Origin of the sequence: Mesorhizobium sp. B1-1-1 (assembly GCF_006442955.1) — a bacterium.
Taxonomy (GTDB): Bacteria; Pseudomonadota; Alphaproteobacteria; order Rhizobiales; family Rhizobiaceae; genus Mesorhizobium.
Genome location: NZ_VFWW01000009.1, coordinates 47,854 through 73,172 on the forward strand (window position 1 = coordinate 47,854; position 25,319 = coordinate 73,172).

Annotated in this window: 18 protein-coding genes and 1 pseudogene; 10 read left to right on the top strand and 9 right to left on the bottom strand. The window is 58.2% G+C overall.

What is annotated here, in order from left to right; genetic code table 11:
- Positions 1–56: 56 nt before the first annotated feature.
- Genes FJ986_RS19380 through FJ986_RS19395 form a run of 4 tightly spaced genes read right to left on the bottom strand, consistent with a single transcriptional unit; the run spans position 57 to position 5,599 of the window.
- Positions 57–785: a response regulator transcription factor gene (locus tag FJ986_RS19380; RefSeq protein WP_140523140.1), complete on the bottom strand. Its 729-nt coding sequence runs from the start codon at positions 783–785 to the stop codon at positions 57–59.
- Positions 775–1,164 carry a response regulator gene (locus tag FJ986_RS19385; protein WP_013896619.1) on the bottom strand — a complete coding sequence of 130 codons (390 nt, stop codon included), beginning with the start codon at positions 1,162–1,164 and terminating at the stop codon, positions 775–777. Before FJ986_RS19385 ends, FJ986_RS19380 begins: the two co-directional genes overlap by 11 nt.
- Positions 1,161–1,808, bottom strand: a complete 648-nt coding sequence (locus FJ986_RS19390; protein WP_023767341.1) for a response regulator — start codon at positions 1,806–1,808, stop codon at positions 1,161–1,163. The genes FJ986_RS19385 and FJ986_RS19390 overlap by 4 nt, the downstream gene beginning before the upstream one ends.
- The gene (locus FJ986_RS19395) at positions 1,805–5,599 is read right to left on the bottom strand and encodes a PAS domain-containing protein (RefSeq protein WP_140523137.1); all 3,795 of its coding nucleotides are present in this window, start codon (positions 5,597–5,599) and stop codon (positions 1,805–1,807) included. Before FJ986_RS19395 ends, FJ986_RS19390 begins: the two co-directional genes overlap by 4 nt.
- A gap of 486 nt (positions 5,600–6,085) precedes the next feature.
- Here FJ986_RS19395 and FJ986_RS19400 point away from each other — a divergent pair.
- The 3 genes and pseudogenes from FJ986_RS19400 to FJ986_RS19410 form a co-directional block, all read left to right on the top strand.
- Positions 6,086–6,507: pseudogene (locus FJ986_RS19400) on the top strand (alpha/beta hydrolase); the annotation flags it as partial.
- A 352-nt stretch (positions 6,508–6,859) separates the two neighbouring features.
- A complete protein-coding gene (locus FJ986_RS19405; protein ID WP_140523132.1) occupies positions 6,860–8,098 on the top strand; it encodes an HlyD family secretion protein in 1,239 nt (412 codons plus the stop codon).
- Between the two features lie 44 nt (positions 8,099–8,142).
- Positions 8,143–9,756 carry an MDR family MFS transporter gene (locus FJ986_RS19410; RefSeq protein ID WP_140523129.1) on the top strand — a complete coding sequence of 538 codons (1,614 nt, stop codon included), beginning with the start codon at positions 8,143–8,145 and terminating at the stop codon, positions 9,754–9,756.
- Positions 9,757–10,496: 740 nt separating this feature from the next.
- Here the strand turns inward: FJ986_RS19410 and FJ986_RS19420 are convergent.
- Complete coding sequence (locus FJ986_RS19420) at positions 10,497–10,709, bottom strand: hypothetical protein (protein WP_140624922.1); 213 nt, start codon at positions 10,707–10,709, stop codon at positions 10,497–10,499.
- Between the two features lie 32 nt (positions 10,710–10,741).
- On the opposite strand from FJ986_RS19420, the gene FJ986_RS19425 reads away from it, so the two are divergent.
- Positions 10,742–11,014: an SDR family oxidoreductase gene (locus FJ986_RS19425; RefSeq protein ID WP_140523121.1), complete on the top strand. Its 273-nt coding sequence runs from the start codon at positions 10,742–10,744 to the stop codon at positions 11,012–11,014.
- Positions 11,015–11,116: 102 nt separating this feature from the next.
- On the opposite strand, the gene FJ986_RS31175 is transcribed toward FJ986_RS19425, so the two are convergent.
- Positions 11,117–11,356 (bottom strand): type IV toxin-antitoxin system AbiEi family antitoxin domain-containing protein, encoded by a 240-nt coding sequence (locus FJ986_RS31175; RefSeq protein ID WP_347439601.1) that lies wholly within the window; start codon positions 11,354–11,356, stop codon positions 11,117–11,119.
- 854 nt (positions 11,357–12,210) lie between these two features.
- Here FJ986_RS31175 and FJ986_RS19435 point away from each other — a divergent pair.
- Complete coding sequence (locus tag FJ986_RS19435; protein ID WP_140523118.1) at positions 12,211–13,116, top strand: restriction endonuclease; 906 nt, start codon at positions 12,211–12,213, stop codon at positions 13,114–13,116.
- 170 nt (positions 13,117–13,286) lie between these two features.
- Positions 13,287–14,204, top strand: coding sequence for a TIR domain-containing protein (locus tag FJ986_RS19440; RefSeq protein ID WP_140523116.1), 918 nt, complete (start codon positions 13,287–13,289; stop codon positions 14,202–14,204).
- On the opposite strand, the gene FJ986_RS19445 is transcribed toward FJ986_RS19440, so the two are convergent.
- Genes FJ986_RS19445 through FJ986_RS19455 form a run of 3 tightly spaced genes read right to left on the bottom strand, consistent with a single transcriptional unit; the run spans position 14,185 to position 17,955 of the window.
- On the bottom strand, positions 14,185–14,718 hold the full coding sequence (locus FJ986_RS19445; RefSeq protein ID WP_181165402.1) for a Mov34/MPN/PAD-1 family protein: 534 nt from the start codon (positions 14,716–14,718) through the stop codon (positions 14,185–14,187). The genes FJ986_RS19440 and FJ986_RS19445 overlap by 20 nt on opposite strands.
- Positions 14,693–16,405: a ThiF family adenylyltransferase gene (locus tag FJ986_RS19450; RefSeq protein ID WP_140523110.1), complete on the bottom strand. Its 1,713-nt coding sequence runs from the start codon at positions 16,403–16,405 to the stop codon at positions 14,693–14,695. The genes FJ986_RS19445 and FJ986_RS19450 overlap by 26 nt, the downstream gene beginning before the upstream one ends.
- Positions 16,402–17,955: an adenylate/guanylate cyclase domain-containing protein gene (locus FJ986_RS19455; RefSeq protein ID WP_224656322.1), complete on the bottom strand. Its 1,554-nt coding sequence runs from the start codon at positions 17,953–17,955 to the stop codon at positions 16,402–16,404. Before FJ986_RS19455 ends, FJ986_RS19450 begins: the two co-directional genes overlap by 4 nt.
- Before the next feature lie 625 nt (positions 17,956–18,580).
- On the opposite strand from FJ986_RS19455, the gene FJ986_RS19460 reads away from it, so the two are divergent.
- The 4 genes from FJ986_RS19460 (at position 18,581) to FJ986_RS19475 (ending at position 25,040) form a co-directional block, all read left to right on the top strand.
- Positions 18,581–19,360: a hypothetical protein gene (locus tag FJ986_RS19460; RefSeq protein ID WP_224656323.1), complete on the top strand. Its 780-nt coding sequence runs from the start codon at positions 18,581–18,583 to the stop codon at positions 19,358–19,360.
- Positions 19,353–20,039 (top strand): RES family NAD+ phosphorylase, encoded by a 687-nt coding sequence (locus tag FJ986_RS19465; RefSeq protein WP_140523108.1) that lies wholly within the window; start codon positions 19,353–19,355, stop codon positions 20,037–20,039. The genes FJ986_RS19460 and FJ986_RS19465 overlap by 8 nt, the downstream gene beginning before the upstream one ends.
- Positions 20,039–24,031 carry a tetratricopeptide repeat protein gene (locus tag FJ986_RS19470; protein ID WP_140523105.1) on the top strand — a complete coding sequence of 1,331 codons (3,993 nt, stop codon included), beginning with the start codon at positions 20,039–20,041 and terminating at the stop codon, positions 24,029–24,031. The genes FJ986_RS19465 and FJ986_RS19470 overlap by 1 nt, the downstream gene beginning before the upstream one ends.
- A gap of 169 nt (positions 24,032–24,200) precedes the next feature.
- Positions 24,201–25,040 (top strand): hypothetical protein, encoded by an 840-nt coding sequence (locus FJ986_RS19475; protein WP_140523103.1) that lies wholly within the window; start codon positions 24,201–24,203, stop codon positions 25,038–25,040.
- Positions 25,041–25,319: the final 279 nt, after the last annotated feature.

The window sequence follows — 25,319 nt, forward strand, 5'->3', positions numbered from 1 at the left end:
CCGGATCGTCCTGGGCAGGCTACTCTTAACGGAGAAGCGCCAGCCGCTGGGCGATCCTATCGGACGGAGGCGAGGTTCACCCTTTCGAAAGTCCTGGCCGCGCCGGCCTCGCGCATCGGCGGGGGCAGCGTTTCCCAGGCCCGGATCAGCTCTCCGATGGAAGCTGCTTCCATCTTGCGCATGACATTGCCGCGGTGAAGCTTGACGGTCACTTCACTGATGCCGAGGTCGAAAGCGATCTGTTTGTTGAGGCGCCCACGCGCCACTTCATGCAGCACCTCGCGCTCGCGCGGGGTCAGCGTCTCGACACGCTCGATGTTGCGCTTGACGACCACCGCATCTGCCCGCCGCTTGGCATCCACCGCAATGCCCGCGATCACGGCGTCAAGGAGTGTTTGGTCGCGCACCGGTTTGGTGAGAAAATCCACCGCGCCCGCCTTCATCGCCTGGACAGTCATCGGTATGTCGCCATGCCCAGTCAGGAAGATGATGGGCTTGGGATTGCCGTTTGACGCAAGATGGTGCTGTAGATCCAGGCCGCTTGCCCCTGGCATGCGGACGTCGAGGATCAAGCAACCGGGGCTGTCCAAGACGTCAGCGTCGAGCAATTCTCGGGTCGAAGCGAAGCAGACCGGTTCAAAGCCCATCGACAGTATCAACTCCGACAGTGCCTCCCGAACAGACGCATCGTCATCGACAATGATGACGAGCGGCTGCTGCGGCTCGGCGTTCCGCTGCCGTGACACCGGCGTCGATCTCTGCAAGAGCGGTTGGTCAACTCTCATGTTCATCCCTCGGTTCTTGGTTGCGTAAAGCGTCGCTCACAGCCGCAAGCAGGGCCTGGCCATCGAAAGGCTTTCGGAAAAACCCGCTGATGCCTTTGGCGCGGTGCTGATCGGCTATCTCGTGACGACCGGTGATCAGGAACACCGGCAGGTCCGCACGCGTCTTCTTGACCAAGTCACGAAGTTCAAAGCCGTCCGTACCAGGCATCCCGATATCGGTAATGAGCAAGTCCACGTCAGACAGCCCGCTGACGAGCAGTGATCCCGCCGACGAGAAGATGCGGGCAGCATAGCCCGCAGACTCCAAAAGGTTCTCGAGCGACTCGAGCAATCTTGGGTCGTCATCGACAATCGCCACGACAGGTCGCACCTTGCTCACACTCCGTTCCCTCCCGTTCGTCGAGAGTGGCTGATCGGTATCTCCAACCGCTCCGCCATGCGCACGAGATCAGCGAGTGATGCCGCAACCATTTTCTGCATCACGTTCCGTCTATGGATTTGCAGCGTGACCTCGCTGATCCCCAACTCAGCCGCGGCCTGTTTGTTGAGCAGGCCACTCACAACGAGCGGCAGCACCTCGCGTTCTCGCTGCGTGAGCTCTTGATAGCGTTGCCTCAACACGGTGAGTTCGGCGCGCTCTGATCGCCTTTCCCGGTCCTGGGCGATCGCTGCCCGGATCGCGACCATGAGGTCCGTATCGCTGAAAGGCTTTGTCAGGAAGTCCACAGCGCCGTGCTTGATCGCACGCACAGAGGACGGGATGTCGCCATGCCCCGTTATGAAGACGATCGGCGGATGATCGCCCTCGGCGATCTGCTTCTGCAGATCTAGACCGTTGATGTCAGGCAATTCCACATCGAGGATCAGGCAGGCGGGGACGTCCGGCTTGTCGGCAAGGACATAGTCGCCGGCCGATCCGAACGCTACGGCGCGCATGCCATGGGACTCCAGAAGCTCACCAAGCGCTTCCCGAATACGCACGTCGTCATCGACGATGAAGACCATTTGATCGTGGGGCGTCATGCTGCCGCTTTCATTTCAACTGGCATCGTGAAGACGAACGCCGTTCCGTGCGGGTCGTTCTTCTCCACCCACAACCGTCCGCCATGGGACTCGACGATCGAACGGCAGATCGCGAGTCCCATGCCCATGCCATGCTCTTTCGTCGTAAAGAACGGCTCGAATATTCGGTCAGGAAACTCAATGCCCGGGCCACAATCGCTGATCTCGATCTGGATCGCGTCCCCTATACGGCCCACGCGAAGTCCAAGAACCTTGTCACCGGTAACAGAGTCCATCGCCTCGATCCCATTGCGGATGAGGTTCACCAGAACCTGCTGGATCTGCACCCGATCGAGCGCGACAATAGGAAGGTCGCTTTCGACATCGATATCCAGACGAACACGGCGCCGCACCGCCTCCTCGGCGATGAGGTCGCGCGCCTCCGCGATGACGCTGTCGAGTGCTGTGTAAGCCATCGCGTCTGCCGATTGCTTGAATAAGGCGCGGATACGGCTGACGACATCCGCAGCTGAGTTGGCATCACGGATAATACGCTCCACAGTCTTCTGCGCCCGCTCGATATTTGGCGGATCGGCCGTGAGCCAACGCTGGCAGGCATATGAATTGGCGACAACAGCCGCCAGAGGCTGGTTCACCTCATGCGCTATAGAGGCTGAAAGCTCGGCGAGACTCGCCGCCTGGCTCGCGCGTGCAAGTCTCTCTTGCGCCAGGCGCAGCTCTTCTTGCGTGCGAACTTCACCGTCGATGTCCAGACAGACGACGTTCCACTGAACAATCGCCCCTTCTGCATTGCGCATCGGTGCCGCGCGCGTATCGACCCAGCAATATTCGCCATCGAAGCGACGCAGACGGTGCCTCCGCGCATACGGTTCGCCAGTGGCCAACGAATGAGCATAGTTCGCTTTGACGCCCGCCAGGTCGTCAGGATGAACGCCTTCGTCGAGTGTCCCGGAAAGGCGGGATTTTCCCTTACCGTCCAATACCTCCAACTCATATCCGAGGAACTCGCGGAGCTGACGGCTTCGATATATCGGCTCACCATTCGGTGCGGCGCAATCGATCATCACCGGCAGCGTTTCAACCAGCTGCCACAGCGAACGTTCTCTCTCGCGCAGCGCCACCTGTGCGCGCATCTCCTCGTCGATGTCGATGGAGACCTGGTACCAGTGAACGATGGCTCCGTCCCGATCGCGCAGAGGCTCGCAACGCCCTTCTATCCAGCGATAGCTGCCGTCTTTCCAACGCCGGCGATACCGCATGATGAAGGAGTCGCCAGTTTTGAGGCAGCTGGCTGACCTATTGAGCACCTCGAGAGCGTCTTCGGGATGAATCAGATCTCGAGCCACCCTCGTGAAGTCTTCGAAGTTTGCCCCGGAGATGCCGAGTTCCTCCAAAGACCGCCTATTGACGTACGCAAGCTTGCCATCGGGCGTCCAGCTCCAGATGTGGACCGGCAAGGCATCGACAAGCTGCTGAAGCTCGCGCTCTCTTTCGCGCAATGCCTCCTGCGCCCGCATCTCATCTTCGATGTCGATTGAAGCCATATACCATTGAACGATCGCGCCATCGGTATCCCTTAACGGTTGCGCTCGTGCTTCTATCCAGCGGTACACGCCATCCTTCTCGCGTCGACGAAAGCGGTTCACGAAAGGCTGGCCGGACGCAAAGCCATTCGAAGCCCTCCGAAACATTGTCGGAAAGTCTTCAGGATGGGCCAGGTCCCGGGCCAGGGCATCGAAATTATTGATGTGCGTCGGTGGCGAACCGACCTTCTCCAGGTATCGCTTGCTGGTGTAGGTGATCCTGCCTGAAGGGGCAAAGCTCAGGAGATTCACGGGCACAGCGTCAATCATTTGCTCCAGTTGCCGGTTGGCTTTCCGCAGCGCTTCTTCTGCCCTCACCTGGTCGTCGATGTCGTGCGAAAGACCGTACCATTGGACGACAGTCCCACACTCGTCCCGCATCGGTTCCGCTCGGCCCGACATCCATCGGAAGACGCCGTCAGCACGACGCAGGCGATAGTTCAGGGAGAAGCTTTCCCCGGTGGTGACCGAGTGGTTGATCGCTGTTTCCAGCGTGGCGGCGTCATCGGGATGTACGACAGCCGCAATGGCCGCCTTCAGGCCATTTCCTCCGACATTCTCGTATCCTCCTACGTCAAGGCCGAGATACTCAACCATTCGCTTGCTGAAGAAGACCGGCTCGCCCGACGCAGACAGGCGCCAGAGGAAGCTCGGCACCATGTCGACCAGTTGCGAGAGTTCCCGCTCCCGGTCGCGCAACGCTTCCTGTGCGCGCATCTCGTCGTCGACGTCGATAGAGATCACATACCACTGAACAATCGCGCCGCTGTGATCACGCAGCGGCTCGCCGCGTCCATCCACCCAGCGGTACGCTCCGTCCGCACGGCGCATTCGATACTTCATGGAGTATGGTTCGCCGGTAGCCAGAGAGTGGCGGACGGTCTCCAGGAGGCGTGCCGCATCTTCGGGATAGACGAGGGACTGTATGGCCGCCGCCTGCCGGCTCATCCCCGGCTTGTCCAGATCCGCCACACCGTCGAGACCGAAGAAGTCAAGCAAACGTCTGTTGAAGAAGGTCGGCTCGCCTTCAGGCGTCAGCCGTCTGATCTGGACTGGGACCATGTCGACGAGCTGAGAAAGTTCCCGCTCCCGACCGCGCAGCTCCGCCACGGTTTTCTTGTAGACATCGTTGTCGAGCGCGATTCCATACCATCCCGTGATACGACCCTGGCTGTCGCGCGCGGGCCGCGCGGCGGTTCGGGCCCATACATAGGTGCCGTTTGCGCGCCGAAAGCGAAACTCGACATTGAAATGATCGCCGGTCCTCAGACAATGGCGCCAGGTAACCGCGATCTGCTCATAGTCGTCTGGATGAAGCAAACGCTTCCAGGCGGTGTACCCCTCGTTCAATGGAGCGTTCAGATCCTCCAGCGTCACCCCGAGGGAGCTCAGCGCGAACGGATGCAGGTAGATCCATCTACCCGCCGCATCGAACGCCCATCCGTTCCCGAATATGCTTTCAACGATTTTCGCCGATCGAATTGGCCCGGCATTGTTCTCAACCAAGTGATCCAGGTTCGCCCCGGAAAGCGGCTCCCCATCTGTCACCAGATCATCAATGTCCACACTGACACTGTAGCCGGGCTCCGATCGGGTCTCGTTCCAGCGATAACTTCCGTCGGCCTGCAGTTGCCTGTGCCTCGTTACCTGGGGGACACCTGTCCAGAACGCGCGGGCGACTGCGTGCGCCGCCGCTGTCCGGTCGTCCGGATGGACCAGTCTCAGGGAATGGTGAGCGTCGGAGGCTGCTTCCTTCTCGGCCGCAATGATCACGTCAGCGGATCGCTCTGTGGCTGCGGACGGCGAATCGCCTTCAATCAATGTGCCATACCATGCAACGGCGTTACCTTCGCTATCGCACAGCGGCTGTCCGGAGATTCGGCTCCAACCGTAAGCACCGCTCGCGCGCAAAATGCGGTGCTCCACATTGTAGTGCTCACCTGTCTGCAGGCAGCGACGCCACTCGGCCACGGCTCGGTCATAGTCGTCTGGATGGATTAGCCGCTTCCAACCCGCGGGGCCACCTTCTGACGAAGTGTTGAACTCCTCCAGCGTCGTGCCGAGAAGCGATAGCGTGCTGGGAGTAACATAGCTGAATCTGCCGGCCGCGTCTGTCGCCCACCCATTGCCGACCACGCTTTCAATGATCCGAGCCGCCCGCAACGCTTCCGCGTCGGGTTCGCCAAGCGAGTTGAACGCTGTCGTCATTGTCTTCTCCTGCCGGACAATGAAAGGCGGAGACTGTCAGCGCCTTCTTTAACTCTCATCATTGACCATCTGGGCTCGTGAATTCGTTTTTCCGATCTTAACCGGACCACGCCGCAGCCGCACCTCATGGAAATCCATGAGATGTGAGTGACCAAACCTCCGGGTGAGGCACCTACACGTCCCGATTGAAGCTATAGCCTTTCACGCGGAGAAATCGAAAACCTAGCCGTTAAAAACGCATGCCTTCACCGACATACAGAAAGCCTCGGGCCTCGCCTCAACTACGCTGAGCAGTCCCCGGAACTCCCCGTGAAATTCATCTTCGCCATGCCGGTATTTTCGTAATGTTTGCCGCAACACTCGTTCGGGGCAAAGGCCAAATGCCCGCTCGCCTCCAAGCTGCCAAGATCGGCCGTCCACAGCGTGTATCGCAATGCCGGCTTCAGGGTGATCGCGATGCCGGCCTCCGGCAGTGCCACCGATCTTGAGACGCCTGCCAATCCAAGTGGTTTGCCTATCGAAGTTTTTGACGGGCTGAGCCAAGCGCTGCAAGTCGGGCGCAGTTCTATCTCGATTTTGCGAGCGGCCCGTTCTAAGTGTTCAACCGATCCGACGCGAAGCCATTGCGAGCGTCGTTCACACATGATGGGCGCCGCCAATGCCCAGATTCAATTCATCAAGGCCTTTTCGGAGACCCACTTCACCGAACACCTCCAAGTCAATCGACTTGTCTCCGTTCGTGATGCATGGCGACGACGACTAGATCGTTCCGATCCATGACTCGGCGCTACTCTCGCGAACACTGAAGCGAGCAACACTCAAGGTCTATGAGAAATTTCCGCACGGCATGTGCACGACGCAGGCCGACACTATCAAATCCTGACCTGCTCACCCTAGTCAGGTCGTAGGCTCGCGCCGCCTCCCCCCGACAAGAGCCCAGTCTGGCTGCCGCTCCGATCGGCAGGCAATCCCCCTTCACAAACAGGAGCAAGAGAACGATCAGAACGACCATCTTCATCGCTGCTATCGCAGCCACCTCCCTATACGCTGGTGCAGATGATTTTCGGCTCGGATATCGCAATATGTACTTCGAGCCGTGTCAACCGGACGAGGTACGGACGACGAAAGCAGGGGTTTTTCCGGTTTCTCTCTGCAGCCAACGAAGAGGCAGGCGAGCTTCTTACCTGTCCGGCTTCCGATTTTTGAGCACAGGGGCATTCCGCTCTTGCGCAAAGCACGATGAACGTCAGGACGAATGAGATGTCCGAGATGCCCGCGACCACCAACTTCTCCAACGCACCCGGCGCGGCCGTGCCTCAGCCGCGGCCGGCTGCCTTCGTCGAGCAGCCAGCTCGGCCCTCGGCGGAAGAGCCGAGTGCCTTGCCGGTTGGTACGGAAGCTACTCCCGGCGACGTCACTGCGGCGGTATCTAGGAGCCGCCGCCTCAAGCGGATCGCATTCGCGGCGACGTTTCTGATTTGCGCAGCCGCGGGAGGTGATTGGGGCTATGGCTACTGGACCGCAGGCCGGTATCTGGAGTCTACCGACGACGCCTATTTGAAAGCCGACTACACGACGGTGGCGCCGAAGATATCGGGCTACATTGCCGATGTGCCGGTGCATGACAACCAGACTGTCGAGACCGGGCAGGTTCTCGCCCGCATCGATGACCGCGACTTCCGTGCCGCGCTCGCCCAGGCTGATGCCGAGGTCGAGGCCGCCGAGGCGGCCGTCCGTAATCTCGACGCACAGATCGCGCTCCAGCAGTCGCTGATCCTGCAGGCAAAGGCGACAGTCGCCGCAACGCAAGCTTCGCTGGCGTTCGCCAGCACCGACGCCGACCGCTATGCGACGTTGGCAAGGAGCGGCACCGGTACTGCGCAGAAAGCCGAAGCAAGCCGCGCCCAGGCCGATCAACTCATCGCCGGGTTGCAGCGCGACCAGGCTTCCCTAGCCGCCGCAAAGGCTAAGATCGACGTACTCGCCACCGAGCGCGACAGTGCCGTTGCCCAAACGGATCGCGCCGAGGCAGCTTCCGATCAGGCCCGACTGAACCTTTCCTATGCCACAATCACGGCACCGGTCGACGGCACGGTCGGCGCGCGCACGCTCAGGGTTGGACAGTATGTGGCATCAGGCACGCAGTTGATGGCTGTGGTGCCGCTGCATGCCGTCTATGTCGTCGCCAACTTCAAGGAGACGCAGCTCGCTCATGTGCGTCCCGGGCAGCCGGTGCGCGTCGCCGTCGACGGCTTCCCTGGCGTCGAATTGACTGGTCAGGTCGACAGCCTGTCGCCGGCGAGCGGCCTGGAATTCGCATTGCTGCCGCCCGACAACGCGACCGGCAACTTCACCAAGATCGTGCAGCGTATCCCGGTGAGGATCTCCATCGACAATCACAAGCTCGACGGGCTGCTCAGGTCCGGCATGTCCGTCGAGCCGACCATTAACACCAAAGCGGCCGTGCTGGCCGACGGTCGTTCCTCAGTTTCGCGATGATTGACACTGGCGCCGTTCTTACTGGCGCTTGAGGAGTTGCAGCAATGAAAACCGCCGTCTCCTCGCTTCCGACGTCGGCCGGCGACGTCCAGAACGCGGCCGGATCTGCTGGTGCCGCCAATTCGCTGCGGGTCTGGGTGGCGGTGGTCGGCTCTGCTCTCGGAGCATTCATGGCCGTGCTCAATATTCAGATCGTCAATGCCTCGCTTGCCGACATCCAGGGGGCGATTGGGGCTGGCATCGATGACGGTGGCTGGATCTCGACGTCCTACCTCATAGCGGAGATTGTGGTGATCCCGCTGACCGGCTGGCTGTCTCAGGTCTTCTCGCTGCGGATCTATCTGATCACCAACGCGGTGCTGTTCCTCGTCTTTTCGGTCGCCTGCGCCTTCGCCGCCAATCTAGGTCAGATGATTGTCCTACGAGCGATCCAGGGTTTTACCGGCGGCGTGCTCATCCCGCTCGCCTTCACCATTGTCATCACGATGTTGCCGAAAGCCAAGCAGCCGATCGGCCTGGCCCTGTTCGCGCTGTCGGCCACCTTCGCGCCAGCGATAGGCCCGACCATCGGCGGCTATCTCACCGAGAACTGGGGCTGGCAATACATCTTCTACGTCAACCTGGTGCCGGGCGCGCTGATGGTCGGCATGCTGTGGTTTTCGCTCGACGGCCAACCGATGCGGCTTGGCCTGCTCGCCAAAGGCGACTGGCCGGGCATTGTCACCATGGCCATCGGACTGGCGGCCCTGCAGACCATACTTGAGGAAGGCAACAAAGACGACTGGTTCGGCTCGCCCTTTATCGCGCGGCTGGCAATCGTCGCCGCGGTGTCGCTGACCCTGTTCGTCTGGATCGAGCTGACTTCGAGCCATCCGCTGCTGAACCTCAGACTGCTGGTACGCCGCAACTTCGGCTTCGGCGTCCTCGCCAACTTCCTGCTTGGTGTCGCGCTCTACGGATCGGTCTTCATCGTACCCGTCTATCTCGCCCGCATTCAGGGCTACAATGCCGAGCAGATCGGCATGGTGCTCGCCTGGACCGGCCTGCCGCAGCTTGTCCTGATCCCGCTTGTACCTGGCCTTATGCAGCGCTTCGACATCCGTCTCGTCATCGCGATCGGCTTCGCCCTGTTTGCCGCATCCAACTTCATGAACGTCCACATGAGCGGAGCATATGCCGGCGACCAGCTGTTCTGGCCGAACATCGTGCGCGCCATCGGCCAAGCCCTTATATTGGCGCCGCTTTCGGCAATAGCCACGTCAGGCATCGAGACGGAAAATGCCGGCTCTGCCTCGGCCCTGTTCAATATGACCCGCAACCTCGGCGGCGCCGTCGGCATCGCGCTGCTGCAAACCTTCCTCACCAAGCGCGAGCAGTACCATTCGAACGTGCTGGTACAATCGGTATCCCTGTTTCAAGAGGCAACGCGCGTCCGCATTGTGCGGCTCACCGCCTATTTCCATTCGCATGGTATCAACGACCAGGCGCTCGCTGCACAAAAAGCGATTGCTGCGATCGCGCTGAGGGTACGCCAGCAGGCCTTCGTCATGGCCTTCAACGACACCTTCTTCCTGCTTGGCGTTAGCTTAATAATCGCGTTGTCGGCCGTCCTGTTGCTAAAGAAGCCGGGTCATATAGCAGCCGGCGGCGCCCACTAACCTACTGGGGGAAGCCGGGAACGCCACCGGACATCAATTCGCTGGTTCGAGCTCCAGGGCCAGTAGGCTTCATAGGACGCGGCTTTGGCATGGCCGCACTAGGATGCAGTGTGAATTCGCGAGCCGTGATAGGTGCTGCGCCAAGCGCTGACGATGCTCACGCCGGTTGCCGCGCCATTGCGCGACCACAGATGTGCCGGGCACCAGCGAAGAGAAATCGACCTCGACCGTAGCAAGGTCTTCAACAGGTAACACCAGCTCGGCGGGCCGTCTTTCGGGTTCGCCAGGATTGCTCATGATGAAGGTCTCTGTTGCTGGAAAGTGCTTCATCGCGCCGGCGGCAATCGAGCAGGCATGTCTGCGGCCGTGGTCATCTCTTTGCTCAAGTGGCACCATGGGGGCCGAGGCGGGATATCAGTCATTGTGCCAACAGTGTGTGCGCCCGATACTTTCGCTTATTATTTCCTCAGCGAAGGATTGGCCTGATAACCGAGAACGCCATGCGGCGACAGGCGGTCTTGGCTCTTCCGGCGACCATTTCTCACGCCAGGCTTGGCGCGCGCGGCAATCAAAGAACAATTGTCTCGGCGCGCTCACACCTCGGCATAGGCATACCTACCTGTCTGCACCGTAGCCGTCTTTCCTGCCAAGTGCGAGCCTTCCAACGCGCTATCCGGAACGACCGGCGCCAAGTGGCCGAACGGGCTCGTGCCCCTCCATTTGCGGAACGTCATCTGCATTCAGACAAGAGAAAGATCGTGAAACTCTACTACAGTTCCTTCGCCTGCAGTTCGGCTGACCACATCGCGCTTGAGGAGGCCGGCGCTTCCTTCCAGCGCGAGGCGATAGACCTCCAGACGAAACGAATGGCTTCCGGGCACGACTTCCTCACGATCTCGGCAAAGGATAGTGGCGAAACGCTGACCGGGAACGGCACGCACGACGGCGAGCATGTTTGGTTTCAATGCTGGCAAGGAGACGCAACATGAAAATTGTGGTCATTGGCGGCTCACGTTATATAAGAGCACGCACCGTCAAGAAACTGCAGCGTAAGGGCCACGAGGTGGAGGCTGCGGCCTCACTCCCTCACGTCGACAACTACATTGCGGACTATCGCGATGCTGGCTACGCTGGCCAAACTCTGAGGCGTCTGCTCCTGCATTTGGCGTCGCTCGTTCATGAGCTGTGGCGTCAAGGACGAATATGGCGCGGCAAGCTTTGCATTCGGGTCGAAGGACATGACCCCAAAGCGATGTAGATCGCAAGCGCATGACGCGCTTAGAAGCACTCTCGGCCTAGTCAAGGCGGCCGGAGTGAAGGGACTACGGCAATCGTTTTGAGGCCGGCCAGGATGCTCGGGTCAGCAGTGTCGACAAGATGCGTGAGGCCCTTGAAACAGCAGGCGCATCGACCACTGCGGCGCGATACCGCCCTTACCGACCTTCACGAGCAGGCCTTCCTTGCACATCGGGGACAAGTAATAGCGAGGGATTCCTGCATTTGACAAATCACAGGTCCGCACCTCACAGCCCTTGTAGCCAGAGCAACAGCTTGGTTGAGAAGTGATGGTTTGGGACCGCAAAGCGAAGTGCCTCCGCATGGTGTGCCGTCCAGAATTATCTGTCGCTGTCCGGAATTAATCAGGCCGTCGCCGTCGTGCGCAAGCGCCAACGCTGAGATACTGACGCCATCTGGCTCAAGTCTCAAGCGATTGGGGAGGAAGTATAGAGCTGAACCTCGGTGCTCAGGTTTTACCAATCCTGTCGTCTTGGGTCGACCAATCCGTTGTCGACCGTGAGCGGGTTTACCAATAAGGGCGGCTATATTCTACGCAAATCCAATCGCTTAATGCCAATCCAGAATTAACTGTCATTGAGGCCATTAGTAAACTCGATCTTTGATCGGAAACCCCTACCCTCAGCCAGAAAACTCTCCTGTTTTCAATCGCCCGCCCGCCAGCAACCCATAATTCCGGACTGGTTACCCCGTGAAATGCTCAATAATTCCGGACGTCGCACCAGACTGCCATTTATGCGGCTTTTTGAGCACAAACCAGGAACAACCCCCGTTTCCATTCATCGAAATGTTGCGATGCTCCCTGACGTGGGATCAGGGCCGTCGCTTGACTCAGACATGTTCCTCTGGGGTCTCGACCTCTTCAATCATAGTTATTACTGAGAAGCCCATGAGGCGCCCGCAACGCTCGCCGAACAAGCCAAAGTCGCAGCAAGGATCCCCGCAACCCTGAAGGCGACGGCGCTCGGTCAGCCTCAACCCGTGTTGACTTCATTCTCGGCCAAGCTTCGGTGCGTCGCACCGTCGCCGACAGACACTCGTTCCTCCGACTGACCCCATGGGCCAGAAACACGTTCTTCGCCAATCGTCGCGGATAAACTCCAGCCCAAAGTCTTAGACGGGATGCAACGCTGACACCATGGTGGTACTATTTGCGCCGTGAAAGAAACCGCCTCTCATGAACGACCTGGTCAGCGATTCCATAATTTCGTTGCCACCCTGGAGCGTATGTTCGCGCACCATGACGGCGTGACGGTGGATTCCTCCTTACGGTTACCCGACAAGGACACCGGGCGGCTTCGCGAACATGACGTGGTGATTATCCGTCGTACTCATCACGGGCCCAACCTGACGGCCATTGAATGCAGGGACCAAGGGCGAAAGGTGGGAGTTCCTCAGATTGAGGCCTTCGCTAAGAAGTGTGAAAAGACTGGAATCCATCGCGGAATCGTTGTTGCTGCGAACGGCTTTACACGCACCGCCCGCACCAAGGCAAAGGCACTGAACCTGACATGCATGGACTTGGCCGAGGCGGAATCCTTTGAATGGATTGGCACCGTCACCATCGTCGGCCAATTCTACAACTTCACCGCGATCGGGGCCTGCGTTGGCGTGGTGGAAAACGGGCGAAAGGTCACGAATCCATCCGCAGTCTATACGTCTGACGGCTTGCCCTACCCCGGCGAGGGTATTCAATCCCTCATCATGGACAAATTGCCCCCGGAGGCCCGCAATCCGACCCGCCAGACCCTCAACAGTCAAATCGTTGCTCCGATGGACGGACTGTACGTCATCGACGCTCTGGGCCAGCGCTTCCAAGTGAAGGATATCACATGCACTTACGCACTGGAGATTGAGGTTACGGAGCGCCCAATTACGTTCCATTACTACGCCGGAGAAAGCGCAGCGCTGGAGATCGCGTCCGGACAAATTACGTTCCCGAGTGGGCAGTCTACGTTGGCATTCATCAAATCAAAGGACGGCATTATGGGCTACCTCGTCTCAACGGGAGCGTTGGACCATCGAGTGAAGATCGGCAATCTACCGGAACGGCGCTTCGTCTAGATTCTCGTAGAATCTTCAGCAGTCGGCACTAGTTTTGGCAACCTAGGACCACGCGGCTCATAATTTGGCCGTCTCCGGCCACTCCATAGCCTCGTACCCTCGCGAACATTTCCTGTAGGCCCAGCAAATACATACATAGGATTCAGACAAATGCATTGCCGGGAGGGAATATGAAAGAGCGGTTTGAAGGCGGCAACAGTTCGGCGCTTATCGCTAGTCTGAAGCGGCAGTTTGACAGTGGTGACGCAGCGGTCGCTGAGGCAATCGCGACGGCTGGCGAGCTCGTAGAATACAAGGCCGCGGATACGCTCATTGCCGAAGGCGGTGAGGACAACGACGTGTTCTTTCTTGTCGCCGGCGGCGTCTCTGTAGTGGTCAAAGGTCAAGAGGTGCGAACTCTAAAGGCCGGTGCGCACGTCGGCGAGATGGCCGCGATAGAGCCTTCCCAGCGGCGGTCCGCCTCAGTGTTCGCTGAAGATACGGTCGTAGCGATAAAGATGTCGGGGGCAGAATTCTCGGCTTTGGCTGACAAGTTTCCGGGTTTGATCTGGAAATCCGTAGCCCAAGAGTTGTCGCGGCGGCTATTCGATCGCAATCGACTCATGACGACCCCCAACGAGAAGCCGAGGATGTTTATAATGTCGTCTGTGGAGGGGCTCGACGTTGCGAATGAAATCCAGACCGGTCTCCAGCATGACGTACTTGCAACCGTGTGGCCGAACGGCGTCTTCTGGGCGGGCGGCTATCCGCTTGAATCTCTGGAACTAGCCGTGGCCGAAAGCGATTTCGGTGTAGCGGTCGCACTATTCGAGGACATCGTCGAAACCAGCCGAGGCGCTCGCAATTCTGCCATCCGAGACAACGTGCTCTTTGAGCTTGGCATGTTCATGGGACGCCTTGGTCGGCGTCGCAGTATCCTAGTATATCCGCGCCAAACGGGGATAAACCTTCCGTCGGACCTCCATGGTCTGACGCCAGCGTCTTTCGCAACGGGCGATCCCAGCACGCTGGCGTCACGCCTTGGACCGGTTTGCACGCAAATCCGAAAAATCGTGCGGCAACTCGGCGTTAAGACACCAAATTCCTGAGCCAATCCAGACTGGCTTCCATGAGGCTCCTCTTCCTTGCTGCGGTGCCAACATCACCGACGACGGTCACCGACTCAGGAGGAAGTAATTGGGAAAATGCGGTCGCCGATAGGGCGAGCCTCGTGGAGCCGGTACGACGGACAATCAACAGGACAGCGAAATTCACGCCTACTTTCGGGTCGCTTACAATCGATCGCATCGTCCTGACATCGTCGGCACTTGGGATCGGGTCGAAGCTCGGATGCGAGTGCCATTCACCCAGATAATTGTACCGCTCAAAATCTCTGCCTGTTCGCTCGAAAAATTCTCGCAGGAATTCCGCGTGCAATACAGGATCGCGTTCGAAATGTGTGGGAGTGCCATGGCTCGTCTGGATTGAAATATCGACAATCCGAAACGTTTCGTCCGTCACGTGCTCGCCGACGATAAGACCACCGATCTCCTGGCGTCTAGCTTTCGCCAGCGCGATATTGAGCCGCGACGCTATATCATCCGGCAGGAGGAGTTTGACCAAATGATCTCCCAAGTATTTGGATAATACGTGCCCGTTCGGCAGCTACGTCGGCTTCGTCGAGAATGTTCTGCTCCGCAATAACCTGAGAGGCCAGTCCGACGTCAACAGGTTCCGTATGGAACGGCTCACTGTACAGCCATCCTTCCGCAAGCCCGATGAAATATACTGAGTGTGGAAAAATGGATGGCGAGCGAGGGATCAACAGGTCGATCGCGAATCGCGAGGCGTGAGCTGCGATAACAGACACATCTGCATCATCTGCGACCCAAGGAATGCCTACATTTCGATCCTCATATGACCTTTCGGGGCGCTCAACCACGAGTCCCTTCTCGGCGCACCAATTTTCGATCACTCGCCGCATCAGTGCTGGGCCGGGCTCAATGCCTGGCCGATGACGAGCGATCAGGCCGCCGATACCCCCGCCGTGAATTTCCGCCCATATCATTGGCTTCGCACCACTTTCGGCGGCGGCGCACAGATAGTTGAACGCCTCTGCGCTAGATGTCGCGTCAACAATAAGGTCGCACTGCGAGATGACTTCGATGAGCCCTTCGAGACTACCGCTCGACTCCTGTCCGCCAAGCCGCTGTCGACGAATGTCAGTTTGGGCCATCGGATTCACTAACTGGACGCGACGTGCAACGCCGTCTGCTTTGTGTGTCACGATATCCCGCCAATCGAGATCATGCCGCACGAAGTTACCGGGCATAAGAACGTCATCATCGACTAGAAGAAAATTCCCAACGCCAGATCTGGCAAGGCTCGCTGCAACCTTGCTACCGAGTGATCCGCAGCCTACGATAGCCACCTTCCTTTCCAAGAGAGAGCGATGGTCCTCGCCCAGTCGATCCACGACTAGCTCGGGACCGACGATGGTCACCTTGGAAACGGAGTCTCCATACATCCGAAAGGCGTGAAGCGCTTTGCCCTGCATAAGCAGGACAACCCTTCTATTATCATCCAGCGGGAACCATTGGGCAGCCAAGTCAGCGCGAAAGTCTTTAACTGTCGCAATGGTTGGAAGGCTCGTTGCCGACGGCCATGGAATTAGAACCCCGTCGATGTTGAAGGATTCCGCTCGGAGGGGCTTTGGGATTGACGCGTCACGCCAGACTTCGGCACCATTCCGAGCAAAAAGTGAAGCGTAATATATGACGGCTTCGTCGTGTACTATGCAGTCGACCTTCCCTTCCAGGGGCACGTCTTGAGTGGCGGCAAATTCCAGCAAAGATGTCGTCGCTGCAAGCCGGCTCACCGTCCAACGAAGGTCCTGGCCGAGGGTCGTCTGATGCCGAGATGGAATTTCGGAGCTTGGTATTCGCTCCACCTCCATTTCAAGCAGACTATAGGCACTTCGAACCATATCTGCGCCTGTAAAATCCGAGTTCCAGTTGTCGGCGCCAATTTCAAGACATAACTCACCGCCAGCTCCCCACTGGTGGCTGGACCATCTAGACGTATCGCCTCGTTGCATCACGAGCGGCGGTGAATGAGGAAAATGGTTGGGATATCGAAGATAAATCGGAAATATGCGTTCTCCGATCAAGATGTCGGCGTCCCAAACCAAACGAAGATGTTCATCGATTCGCCAATCGAGCGGGCGTAACCATTGGACTTCCCCAACGAGCGCTTCGATGGCGAGCCGCTCGTGCCGCGATCGATCCGCGTTCTGAAAATACCAGATCAAGAAAAGCCGTCTTTCTTGGCTGGTCCGGTCGGGCGATTCTGAAAACTGTAGGGACTTGCGGGAGCCGACGCTGGTTTCAGTAAGCCGGCGGTTGCAAAGGCCGCCGCTGCTTTGGCGACCTTGTCGCCCTTGGACGACAACTCGGTAACGGCTACATCGTAGTCCAAATTGGCGCGCTTCCGCCTCGAACCAAAAATACCGCGAACTGCATCATTGCCTTTGTCATAAGCATTCTGCCCGATAGCGGTTTCATGTTCTCCGCAACGATGCTGCTCCCGTTCCGCCTGTATGACTCCCCGGCTTACAGAACACCGGACAAGCGCGCCTTTTACCCCGAGTCTCGTGACTGTCATCGGTCCGAATTCGAACCCAACAGCAAGCCCAAGGTCTGTCGCATCAGTGCCGTCATCTTGCAGTTTCTCGATTGCCAGGTCGAAACTGCTTCGCATCCCACCGGCGCAGAGCACCATATTGCTGATCGTCGTCTCGCTATCGGTAGTCTGAGCAGTGCCCTCGACTAGAAGGCCATGCACACAATCGCCGATGAAACGAACCTTCCGGCCTGAAAAGTCTTTGTGAAGAACGGCATCGAGCTCGCTGCGAATGACATGAAGAGCGCGCACGACGTGCTTTGCACCACTGTCGTCGCCAATGTTTGCGCTGACGTAGTTGGTGAAGTTGTCGATGTCGCCGTAAACTGTCGCGGCATCTTGCCGGCGCGAATTCCGGACCGACAGCGTTTCAATATCGAGAGTGCTGTACGGCGGCGTGTGACCGCTGAAGCTGAAAGAACCAATTGGGTTGTTGGTCAAGTCAGTCTTCCACTCAGAGACGATCTGATCTGCTGTCACGCTCAGATTGGCTGATTTTTGCGATGTTTCGATTTCCGACGCCGAAAGCGGATTGACGTCTGGATTGTCGACGTCCTTCAATCCAATCACTTTGCGCGCGAGGTTCGTCAGATAAATCCCGGTAGCTTTCCCTCCCCCAGCCCGCTTGGCTGCATGGTTGGCGGGTTCACCCAAAAAAAGTGGTTCGCGGTGGCCGCGACGGCCATTGCTGACGGCAACGGCCTTCCCACTGTCGATACCCACTCGAACCTTCGCCGCAGGGTGGTCGGCGTCCTCACCTGTTCGCTTCAGGACATCAATGATCAACTGACCAATTGCCACGGCGCGATGGATACGCCCGTCTTCAGTGTCGTACGGCTTGGTGACCACTGAATGTAAGCGCTGATTGTGAAAATCAACGAAAAGCGCGTCGACTTCCTGCAGAATTCGATGCACCGCGCGATAATGGAGGTTAAGAAAACGCAAGGTCCGTTTGTGGCAGGTTTCACCCTCCACGGTCGTTACGTTCAACATATCATCGAGATTGACGATATCGGCATACAAATGCACGCCATCCACGCGATAAGCTACCGTGCGCGGAAGGTTGTCGAGGTTTATGTCGCGAACGTATTTACGGATCTCAATGTCCTCGAGGCGGACTTCACTCAGCCTAGTTTGAATGCGTTTCGCAGCACGATCACGATTCCAAGTCCGAGCCATGATTTCCCTCAAAAAAATTCCGACGACTTAAGCAGTGTTAGTGTATGTTCACGATAAGTTCCATCTAAATTTGCTGGAATTTACCTAGGAACAGCGCGCTTGTGGCTTGTGCCGTGCAGTGGGAGGCGACCGTGTGGTGTTGTGGCAGTACAATCAGTTTATGACGACGAAACACTGCGGGACGTCGTTCAGCGGCAGCCTGTCGGATTTTCCGGGGGCGAAATTCCGATATTTTGCGGCCGCCTCCCCGACGAAGCTTCACGACGGCCTTCATCCTTGGCAGCGTTGAAGTACTGCTCGCCGGGTTCTTCGATGGTGTGATCGGCCGCGTCCGCGTCGACCGCAGCTCTTTGGCTTGGTAGGTGTCGTCGGCAAAACCCTCCAGCCAGGTGTCGGCTTCGGCGTCCGAACACGCAAACCGCGCAATCGCTCGGTCGTAATCGGGCTTTTTCCGTGCGCACCATTCTAGCTTGATACCGTAGGTCGCTGCCCGACACTCTACCTGATGCGTGCCGAACATACCACGAACATATCACGTGCGGCCATAACGAGACGAATCGGAAGGCAGTGAGCCCAGGATAAATTTTGGCGGCGCACCCGATCACCCGAAAGGCCGACCGCCCGGATGAAGCGGCAGCCCAGAGTTCAAGTCGACACTCTTGATGAGATCGGTTATCATGCTATATATGTAATCACCCTCACCAAACCAACGGAGTTGGATATCATGGCACTTTCTAATGACACCATCGAACTATCGGGATTTGGCGCACTCACCGGAACGCCTAAGCAGGTTGGCGACCAACTTGATCGGCTGACAGCGGAGCAGGTCATCGCACTAACGTTCGAGCATGGGAGCGAACCCGCAGTTCGGGCGCTAGCCGACACGGTCGTCAGCATTGCGCCGTTGGTTCGAACCATCCTGATGCGTCGCCAGCGTGAGGCAATCAACTCGATAATTGAGGCCCTGGTCCCTCAGGTTCCGCCCCCACAGCATATGCTTGTCGAGGCGCGGATGGCGGCCGAGGCAAGAAAGGCCGTGCTGGAAAGCGGCGATTGGCTAACCGCTCCCCAAATCGCTAAGATGGCTGGGTTCAGCACAAGCAACCCAAGTGCACAGCCAAACAAGTGGAAGAAAGAGGGTCAGATCTTTGCCGTTCGGCATCGGGGTATAGACTATTTCCCTGGCTACGCTCTGGATTCCGCCACCGGATATCGGCCGATGAAAACGCTCGCTAAAATTCTGAGCGTCTTACACGGGAAGAAGGATGACTGGGGGCTCGCCTATTGGTTTGCATCCGTTAATAGCTTCCTCGGAGGCAAGCGTCCGCAAGATGTGCTCGCTGCGCAACCCGAGCGCGTTCTTGCGGCGGCCGAGGATGAGTTGGTAGGCGCACTCCATGGCTAAATCAAAGATTGGACGGGGACCCCTGACAACACCAGTTCCCGTCCCATCGAACGATTTGCACGACAACATAACGCGAGCGATATGGCCAGCGGACCAAACTATCCATCGCATACATTTGAATCTCTATGCCGGCGCGGAATTCAATCCAGGCTTTAAAGGCAACGCCCGATTCAGCCCGATAAAGCGTGCAAATGGGGCAAGTGTCCCAACTCTCTATGGCGGTACGACCTTCGACTGTGCGGCCATGGAAACCGTCTTCCACGATGTGCCATTCACCGCAGGCCTGAAGACTTACGACAAGGTGAAACTAGCCGATCAAGTCTATTCGCAGGTGGTGCCACGGAGGGATTTGGTCCTAGCTGATTTGAGCGTCACCGCGTTGCGGAAACTCGGCATCAAGCGCAGCCAGATTATTGACACTGAGAAGGACCGATATCCTGCAACACGCCCCTGGGCTGAAGCCATTCACGCACAATGCCCAGATATCCAGGGACTTTGCTGGATTTCTCGGCAGGACGACCGGGCTCTCGCGGTGATGCTGTTTGGCGACCGAATTCCGGCAAACATGTTGGTGCAGTCCGGCGCGTCGCTCGATTTGACCGGCAACTCTGACATCTATTCCGAGTTGCTCGAACTCGCCGACCGGATCGGCGTAAAGATCGTAGGCGTCAGCTTCTGATGGCTGAAACGGGCGACCAGGGCAAATCGGGAAACAGCAACGAGGTACTTGTTGACCTCCCCAGCCGCGTCTTCCGGCAACCATCTGACCAGAGTGTGCCGCTATCAACGCGACTTGCCCACGAAATCCCAAAACCTAAGGATTGGCAGGCGCTGCAGCGCGGGTGTGTGATCTTGTTTCGCGATGAGCTGAACGACCCGAACACCGTTGAGTACGGCCGCGGCGGGCAGGATCAGCGCGGAATCGATGTAATCGGACGTCGCAATGGCGATCCCAACCACTATGTCGGCGTCCAATGCCGAAGGGTCACAAAGCCGCTCAAGCAGGCGAAAATCCTCTCCGATTGCCGGGCGGCGCTGCAACTCGAGGCAGCACTGAAGGAGATCATTTTTGCCACAACCGCGGAAGACGATACCCATGCGACCGATGCAGCGGTTGCCGTTGAGAAAGCCCTGCGGGAAGAGGGCCACGACCTGACGGTTTCACTCTATGGTTGGGGAGCGCTCCAGGTCCTGATCGCCCTCCATGAGCGGGCGTACGCCTTTTTCTTCCCGGCTTCGGTATCCACGTCTGCCCCACAGCAGCCATTACCGGGAGACCGCGCTCCAGGCGACTTGGCGGGACAGATTGCCTTGCAAGTCGGCGAACAGCTTCGGCAAATGGGATTTGTTTCCTTACCGACAGATAGCTCATCGAATAGCAGTCTCTCCAGCGAGGATCCGGCGTTGCATGCCCGCATCGATACATTTCGCGATCTATTGGGAGAGGATCAGCCGCTTATTGCGGAGAAGGCACTTCTTGGGCTGCTAGAGAAGGAGGTCCTGGACAAGAAGCCGTGGGCCCGCTTTCGGATTGAAACCAACCTGGGCGCGGCGGCTCTCGATCTGGGCCGGGAGCCGGACGCGGCACGGCGGTTCGAAACGGCGCATTCGATCCGCCCTGATGATCCGAATGCCAATGCCAATCTCGCCTTGGCCCGGACGATTCAGGGACGATATTCCGAGGCCATGGATCTTGCGCAAAAGGCTTTGGCCGGTACGCCGCGTGCCGATCATGCGATAGGTTATCTACTCCAAGCAGCGGCGCGATCAGATTTCGCCGGCGACCCACATTCGCTCATCCCGCCGGATCTCGTCGATAGCACTCATGCGGATCTCGGTCTGGCAGAATTTTACAGCCGTCGAAACGTCTCCGATTGGGCAGAGCGAAATCGTCAGCTTGCACGAAAGCATCCCGAGGTCGCGGAATTCAAGCGAATTGGGGCCGTTGCAACGCTCTCTATAGTCGTGACATCCGGCGCCACCGTTCCGGGAGCCCGTAGCCCGATCAGTCCCGATGAACTCAACACCGCGGCCAACGATATGAAGGCAGTTGCGGAACATATGCTGGAAATCGGCTTTGCCGATCGACATGATCTTGTTGCCTATCTGAACAACGCTGGCGTCCTCCTGCGGCTGGGGGATCGGCCCGCGGAATGCGAGACACTGCTTAAGCGCGCAGCCGCCGTCGTTCACGGCGAGCCTCAGCTGCGACGTCTTCTCGCGTTATCTCTGATTGGCCAGAGCAGACCGAAGGATGCCTTGGCGACGCTGGAAGGCGATCGTGATCCCGAGAACCAGTTTCTCGCCGCTGACCTAGTCGCACTCGATGACCCCTCGGGAGCATTGGGTCGGGTGTTGGCTATTGATCCGGACGAGCTGAGCCCTGCCTTGGCAAGCTCACGATGGCATCTCATCGGCGAACTCGCGCTTGTTCTCGATGACGAAAGAAGGGTGCGGGAGGCGGTGGAAGCCCTTCGACAGCTGGGCACGGATAAAGTCGAGGCTGAGTTGCTCCTTATCCGCTGTGACAAGAAAACCGGCGTTGGTAATGATGAGATCACGACTCGCCTGCGAAAAATTGTGGAGGGCTTGCCCGACACGGTTGATGTCGTCACGCGATATCAAGTCGCCGACCAGCTTCGCCACAACGACTTGCCGGAGGAAGCTGCCGCACTCTTGGACAGCGCTGTCGACCTGAACCGTCCCGGTCCCCTGACTACGATGTATCTGCAGTGCCTCGCCGCGGCCCGTCGGGATGAGGCTTTTCGGAATGCGCTCCAGCGTGCAGCACCAATCGTGCGCGACACACCCGACGTACTTTGGGCAACCGCAACTCACGCGTGGAACGTTGGCGACCTCTCTACGGCGCGTGCGTCCGTCGAAAGGATTTTGAGTCTCGATGCTTCGGATGCGGACGCGCGCCTTCTGAGAATTGAAATCCTGCTCCGTCAGAATCAATCGACGGAGATCGTCGCCGAACTCGATCACCCCCTGGAATTTCTTCGATACCGACGCCTTAAGGATCGCTTTCGAATTGCAAGCTTGCTTGGCCACTTTGGCTACCTCGATAGGGCGGCGGCTCTTGCGTATCGCCTCTTTCTCGAGAACCGCGATCGATCGCAGGCATGGATGACGCTTTCGGCGCTCGTCATCGAGGAAGGCCGTACCGACAACGAAGATCGATCGTGGAATGCTAGAGTCGTTGCATCTGACGTTGCGGTGGACCTCAGCTACGACGACGGCGAGCGGCTCTTTCTGGTGGTCGAGCCGGATCCCGATCTCCGTCGACTCGACAATGAATCCTGGGAGCCTGACCATCCGCTCGTCCGAGCACTCATAGGACTTTCAAGCGGTGATCGGTTCCTGGATCCATCTGGCAGGCCGGGCCAGATTATAGCGCTTCGCCACAAGTACGTCGCCCGACTTCACTACGTGATGGAGCATCATGAGGGCCGCTTTCCCGAAATATTTGGGTTTCGGAAGGTGTCAATCGATATTGAGCGACCCGACGGACTCAATGACCTGATCGCCGAGTTGAAGCAAAGATTTGACTGGGTCAAGCAGGAGCAGGAAACCTACACGAACGGACCGTGGCCACTTGCTATGCTCGCGCATCGCATCGGCGTCGACACGATCGAGGTCGCAGCTGGGCTGGCGTCCCAGGGAGTGCCGCTGAAAGTCGCGATCGGCAACGAGGCTGAACGAGATACCGCCGCAATCGCCGTCCGTGAGAACGCGATCCAGGGATGCACGCTGGATCTCTTGGCATTCTGGACAGGCTGGCGGTTGAGGGCTCTCGAGACTATCGAGGCAACGTGTGGTCGAATTCATCTGCCTCAGAGCGTATCTGACCGGTTGCTTGCCCGTCGTGAACAAATTCAATTTTCTCTCAAAGACGGCCTCAAGACGGCTCAATACGACAACGGACGGATCGCTGCGACGGAAGTCGCTCCGGAGATCGTCAAGACCTGGCTCGAAGATATCGACAAGGCGATAGCGTGGGTCGAAACCAATGCCCACGTTTGTCCGTTGCTTCTGACCGACGAACTGCCCAAGGAATTGATTGAATTCTTGCAGGGTGGGAAGAGCGACTTCTTCGACAGCGTAGCCTTGGCCATCCAGAACAAGCATCTATTGATCAGCGACGATCGGCCTATCAGGGAGTTTGCGCACATTATGGGATGGAGCCGTAGTGCATGGCTTCATCAAGTGTTCGGGGTCGCGGCCGAACACGGCCATATTGACTTCGACACGTTCATTCGCTGGTCAGCTGACTTGGTAGATAGCGGCCATACATACATTGGAGTTTCGGGCATTGCTCTGGCTCGCGCATTTCGACTCGACGCCGCCGAAGGCCAGGCACCGGGATATTTGTACCGGACTTTGTGCGAGGTCATAGGTGGGCGAGGCGCGGAGCCAAAATCCCACGTGCTGGCGGCGCTACAGTGTCTTCGTGACCTCTGGTCGGATGGTTCTACTTACCCATTCCGGCAGGCTGCGACCGGATTGTTGCTCGAGCACTTGATCAAAGGGCGATCGGACTACGTTGCGTTGCTGCGTACGATTCAACGGCATGTGCAAGATCTACCGTTTCTCGTCGACTATTTGGTGCGTTGGGTCCGCGGGCATTTTCTTCCCACCGATACCTTGCGACCCACACGGCCCTATTAGCTGCAACGAGAACATCCACCATATCGATTCCCTGAGGCGGACGACCGCGCCGCTGGGCTTGCTTGGCGCGCGGCACTGTCGCTGCAGGCAAGATGCGCGTGTGCCGCAAAGGTTGCCTAGCCAGGTCCAATCGTGCAGGTTGCTACGCTTGAAGGATTCAAGCCGGCAGATGGATCAGACCAGCGATACCCGGGAGTGGGGCGAAAGCGACGGCCTGCAGTTTTTCGGCCGTCATCTCGTGGCGATCTGCGTGACCTATCGTTTAGTAAGCGCTTCCAAACAGGAAGCGCTCTCTTTTGCGGCATACAATGGCACGCTGATCGACATCGCAGGCTCCACCTGCTTCGTCACCGCAGGACACGTTCTGGCCGATCTCAAGGATAAACTCGCCGATGACAGGATCGAAGTCATCGATGTCGTTCTGGCTGACACGTTCGCTCAAGGCCGTGTCACAGACAATCCAATTCCGTTCGATGTGAGAAACGAGCCATTCTACATCGTCGATGACGATGAACAGGGGCTCGATTTTGGTGCCATTCCTCTGCGTCCCTACTATACCAACCTTCTGGCGAAGAACGGAACAGTAGCACTCGATGAGGAGCGGTGGATTCACCAGCACCGAGTTTGCTTTGATGGCTACGCGATGCTGGGTCTGCCTCAGGAATTCACATCGCCCGCGATTGACGCTTCGGGAAACGGCGCAGTCTCGCCTACCATGTTTCGCGTGTTGCGACATGAGACGCTCCCGCCTGGCACGCGCCAGACCACCTACCCGCGATTTGTTGGAGAGATCGATGACGGCTTGCAGATCTCCAGTGTCGTTGGCATGAGCGGCGGGCCGATATTTGGGTTTCGCATCGAGGGCGAAAAGAGGGTTCGCTACTGGGTTGTCGCTCTGCAAAGCGCCTGGCTTCCTAGCCGCCGTATTATCTTTGGTTGTCCCCTCCCAACCCTTGCTCCCCTTTTGAGAGATCTGATGGCGGGTGTCCCCCCGTCCGACGTGGCCTAGCCGCGGCGTTAGTCACATCGGGGAAGCTGAGAGCTAAAGCGAACTCCCCGAAGGCGATTGGCGGCTTTGCAGCTCGCTTACGATCAGGTTGTGCAAGCAAAATCTATTCAGCACTGGATCGCGAAATTATCACCTTGGCCGCGGCATGGGACCTGATTGGCTCGACGGTGCACTAGGCTCACTTCGAAAAGGAGCACCCGGCATCGAGGATGCGATCCTCATGTCGGGACCAAGCAAGCTCTTCCGATCATGCTTGCTGACTGCGTCTCCCTTCTCTCA

What these genes read in the sequence shown, in the direction of transcription:
- FJ986_RS19420 (WP_140624922.1), bottom strand. Translation starts at nt 10,709, where the DNA reads ATGCTCGCCGTCGTGCGTGCCGTTCCCGGTCAGCGTTTCGCCACTATC.
- FJ986_RS19460 (WP_224656323.1), top strand. Translation starts at nt 18,581, where the DNA reads ATGAAGCGGCAGCCCAGAGTTCAAGTCGACACTCTTGATGAGATCGGT.
- FJ986_RS19410 (WP_140523129.1), top strand. Translation starts at nt 8,143, where the DNA reads ATGAAAACCGCCGTCTCCTCGCTTCCGACGTCGGCCGGCGACGTCCAG.
- FJ986_RS19380 (WP_140523140.1), bottom strand. Translation starts at nt 785, where the DNA reads ATGAGAGTTGACCAACCGCTCTTGCAGAGATCGACGCCGGTGTCACGG.
- FJ986_RS19390 (WP_023767341.1), bottom strand. Translation starts at nt 1,808, where the DNA reads ATGACGCCCCACGATCAAATGGTCTTCATCGTCGATGACGACGTGCGT.
- FJ986_RS19405 (WP_140523132.1), top strand. Translation starts at nt 6,860, where the DNA reads ATGTCCGAGATGCCCGCGACCACCAACTTCTCCAACGCACCCGGCGCG.
- FJ986_RS19395 (WP_140523137.1), bottom strand. Translation starts at nt 5,599, where the DNA reads ATGACGACAGCGTTCAACTCGCTTGGCGAACCCGACGCGGAAGCGTTG.
- FJ986_RS19465 (WP_140523108.1), top strand. Translation starts at nt 19,353, where the DNA reads ATGGCTAAATCAAAGATTGGACGGGGACCCCTGACAACACCAGTTCCC.
- FJ986_RS31175 (WP_347439601.1), bottom strand. Translation starts at nt 11,356, where the DNA reads ATGCGGAGGCACTTCGCTTTGCGGTCCCAAACCATCACTTCTCAACCA.
- FJ986_RS19455 (WP_224656322.1), bottom strand. Translation starts at nt 17,955, where the DNA reads ATGGCTCGGACTTGGAATCGTGATCGTGCTGCGAAACGCATTCAAACT.
- FJ986_RS19440 (WP_140523116.1), top strand. Translation starts at nt 13,287, where the DNA reads ATGAAAGAGCGGTTTGAAGGCGGCAACAGTTCGGCGCTTATCGCTAGT.
- FJ986_RS19470 (WP_140523105.1), top strand. Translation starts at nt 20,039, where the DNA reads ATGGCTGAAACGGGCGACCAGGGCAAATCGGGAAACAGCAACGAGGTA.
- FJ986_RS19475 (WP_140523103.1), top strand. Translation starts at nt 24,201, where the DNA reads ATGGATCAGACCAGCGATACCCGGGAGTGGGGCGAAAGCGACGGCCTG.
- FJ986_RS19425 (WP_140523121.1), top strand. Translation starts at nt 10,742, where the DNA reads ATGAAAATTGTGGTCATTGGCGGCTCACGTTATATAAGAGCACGCACC.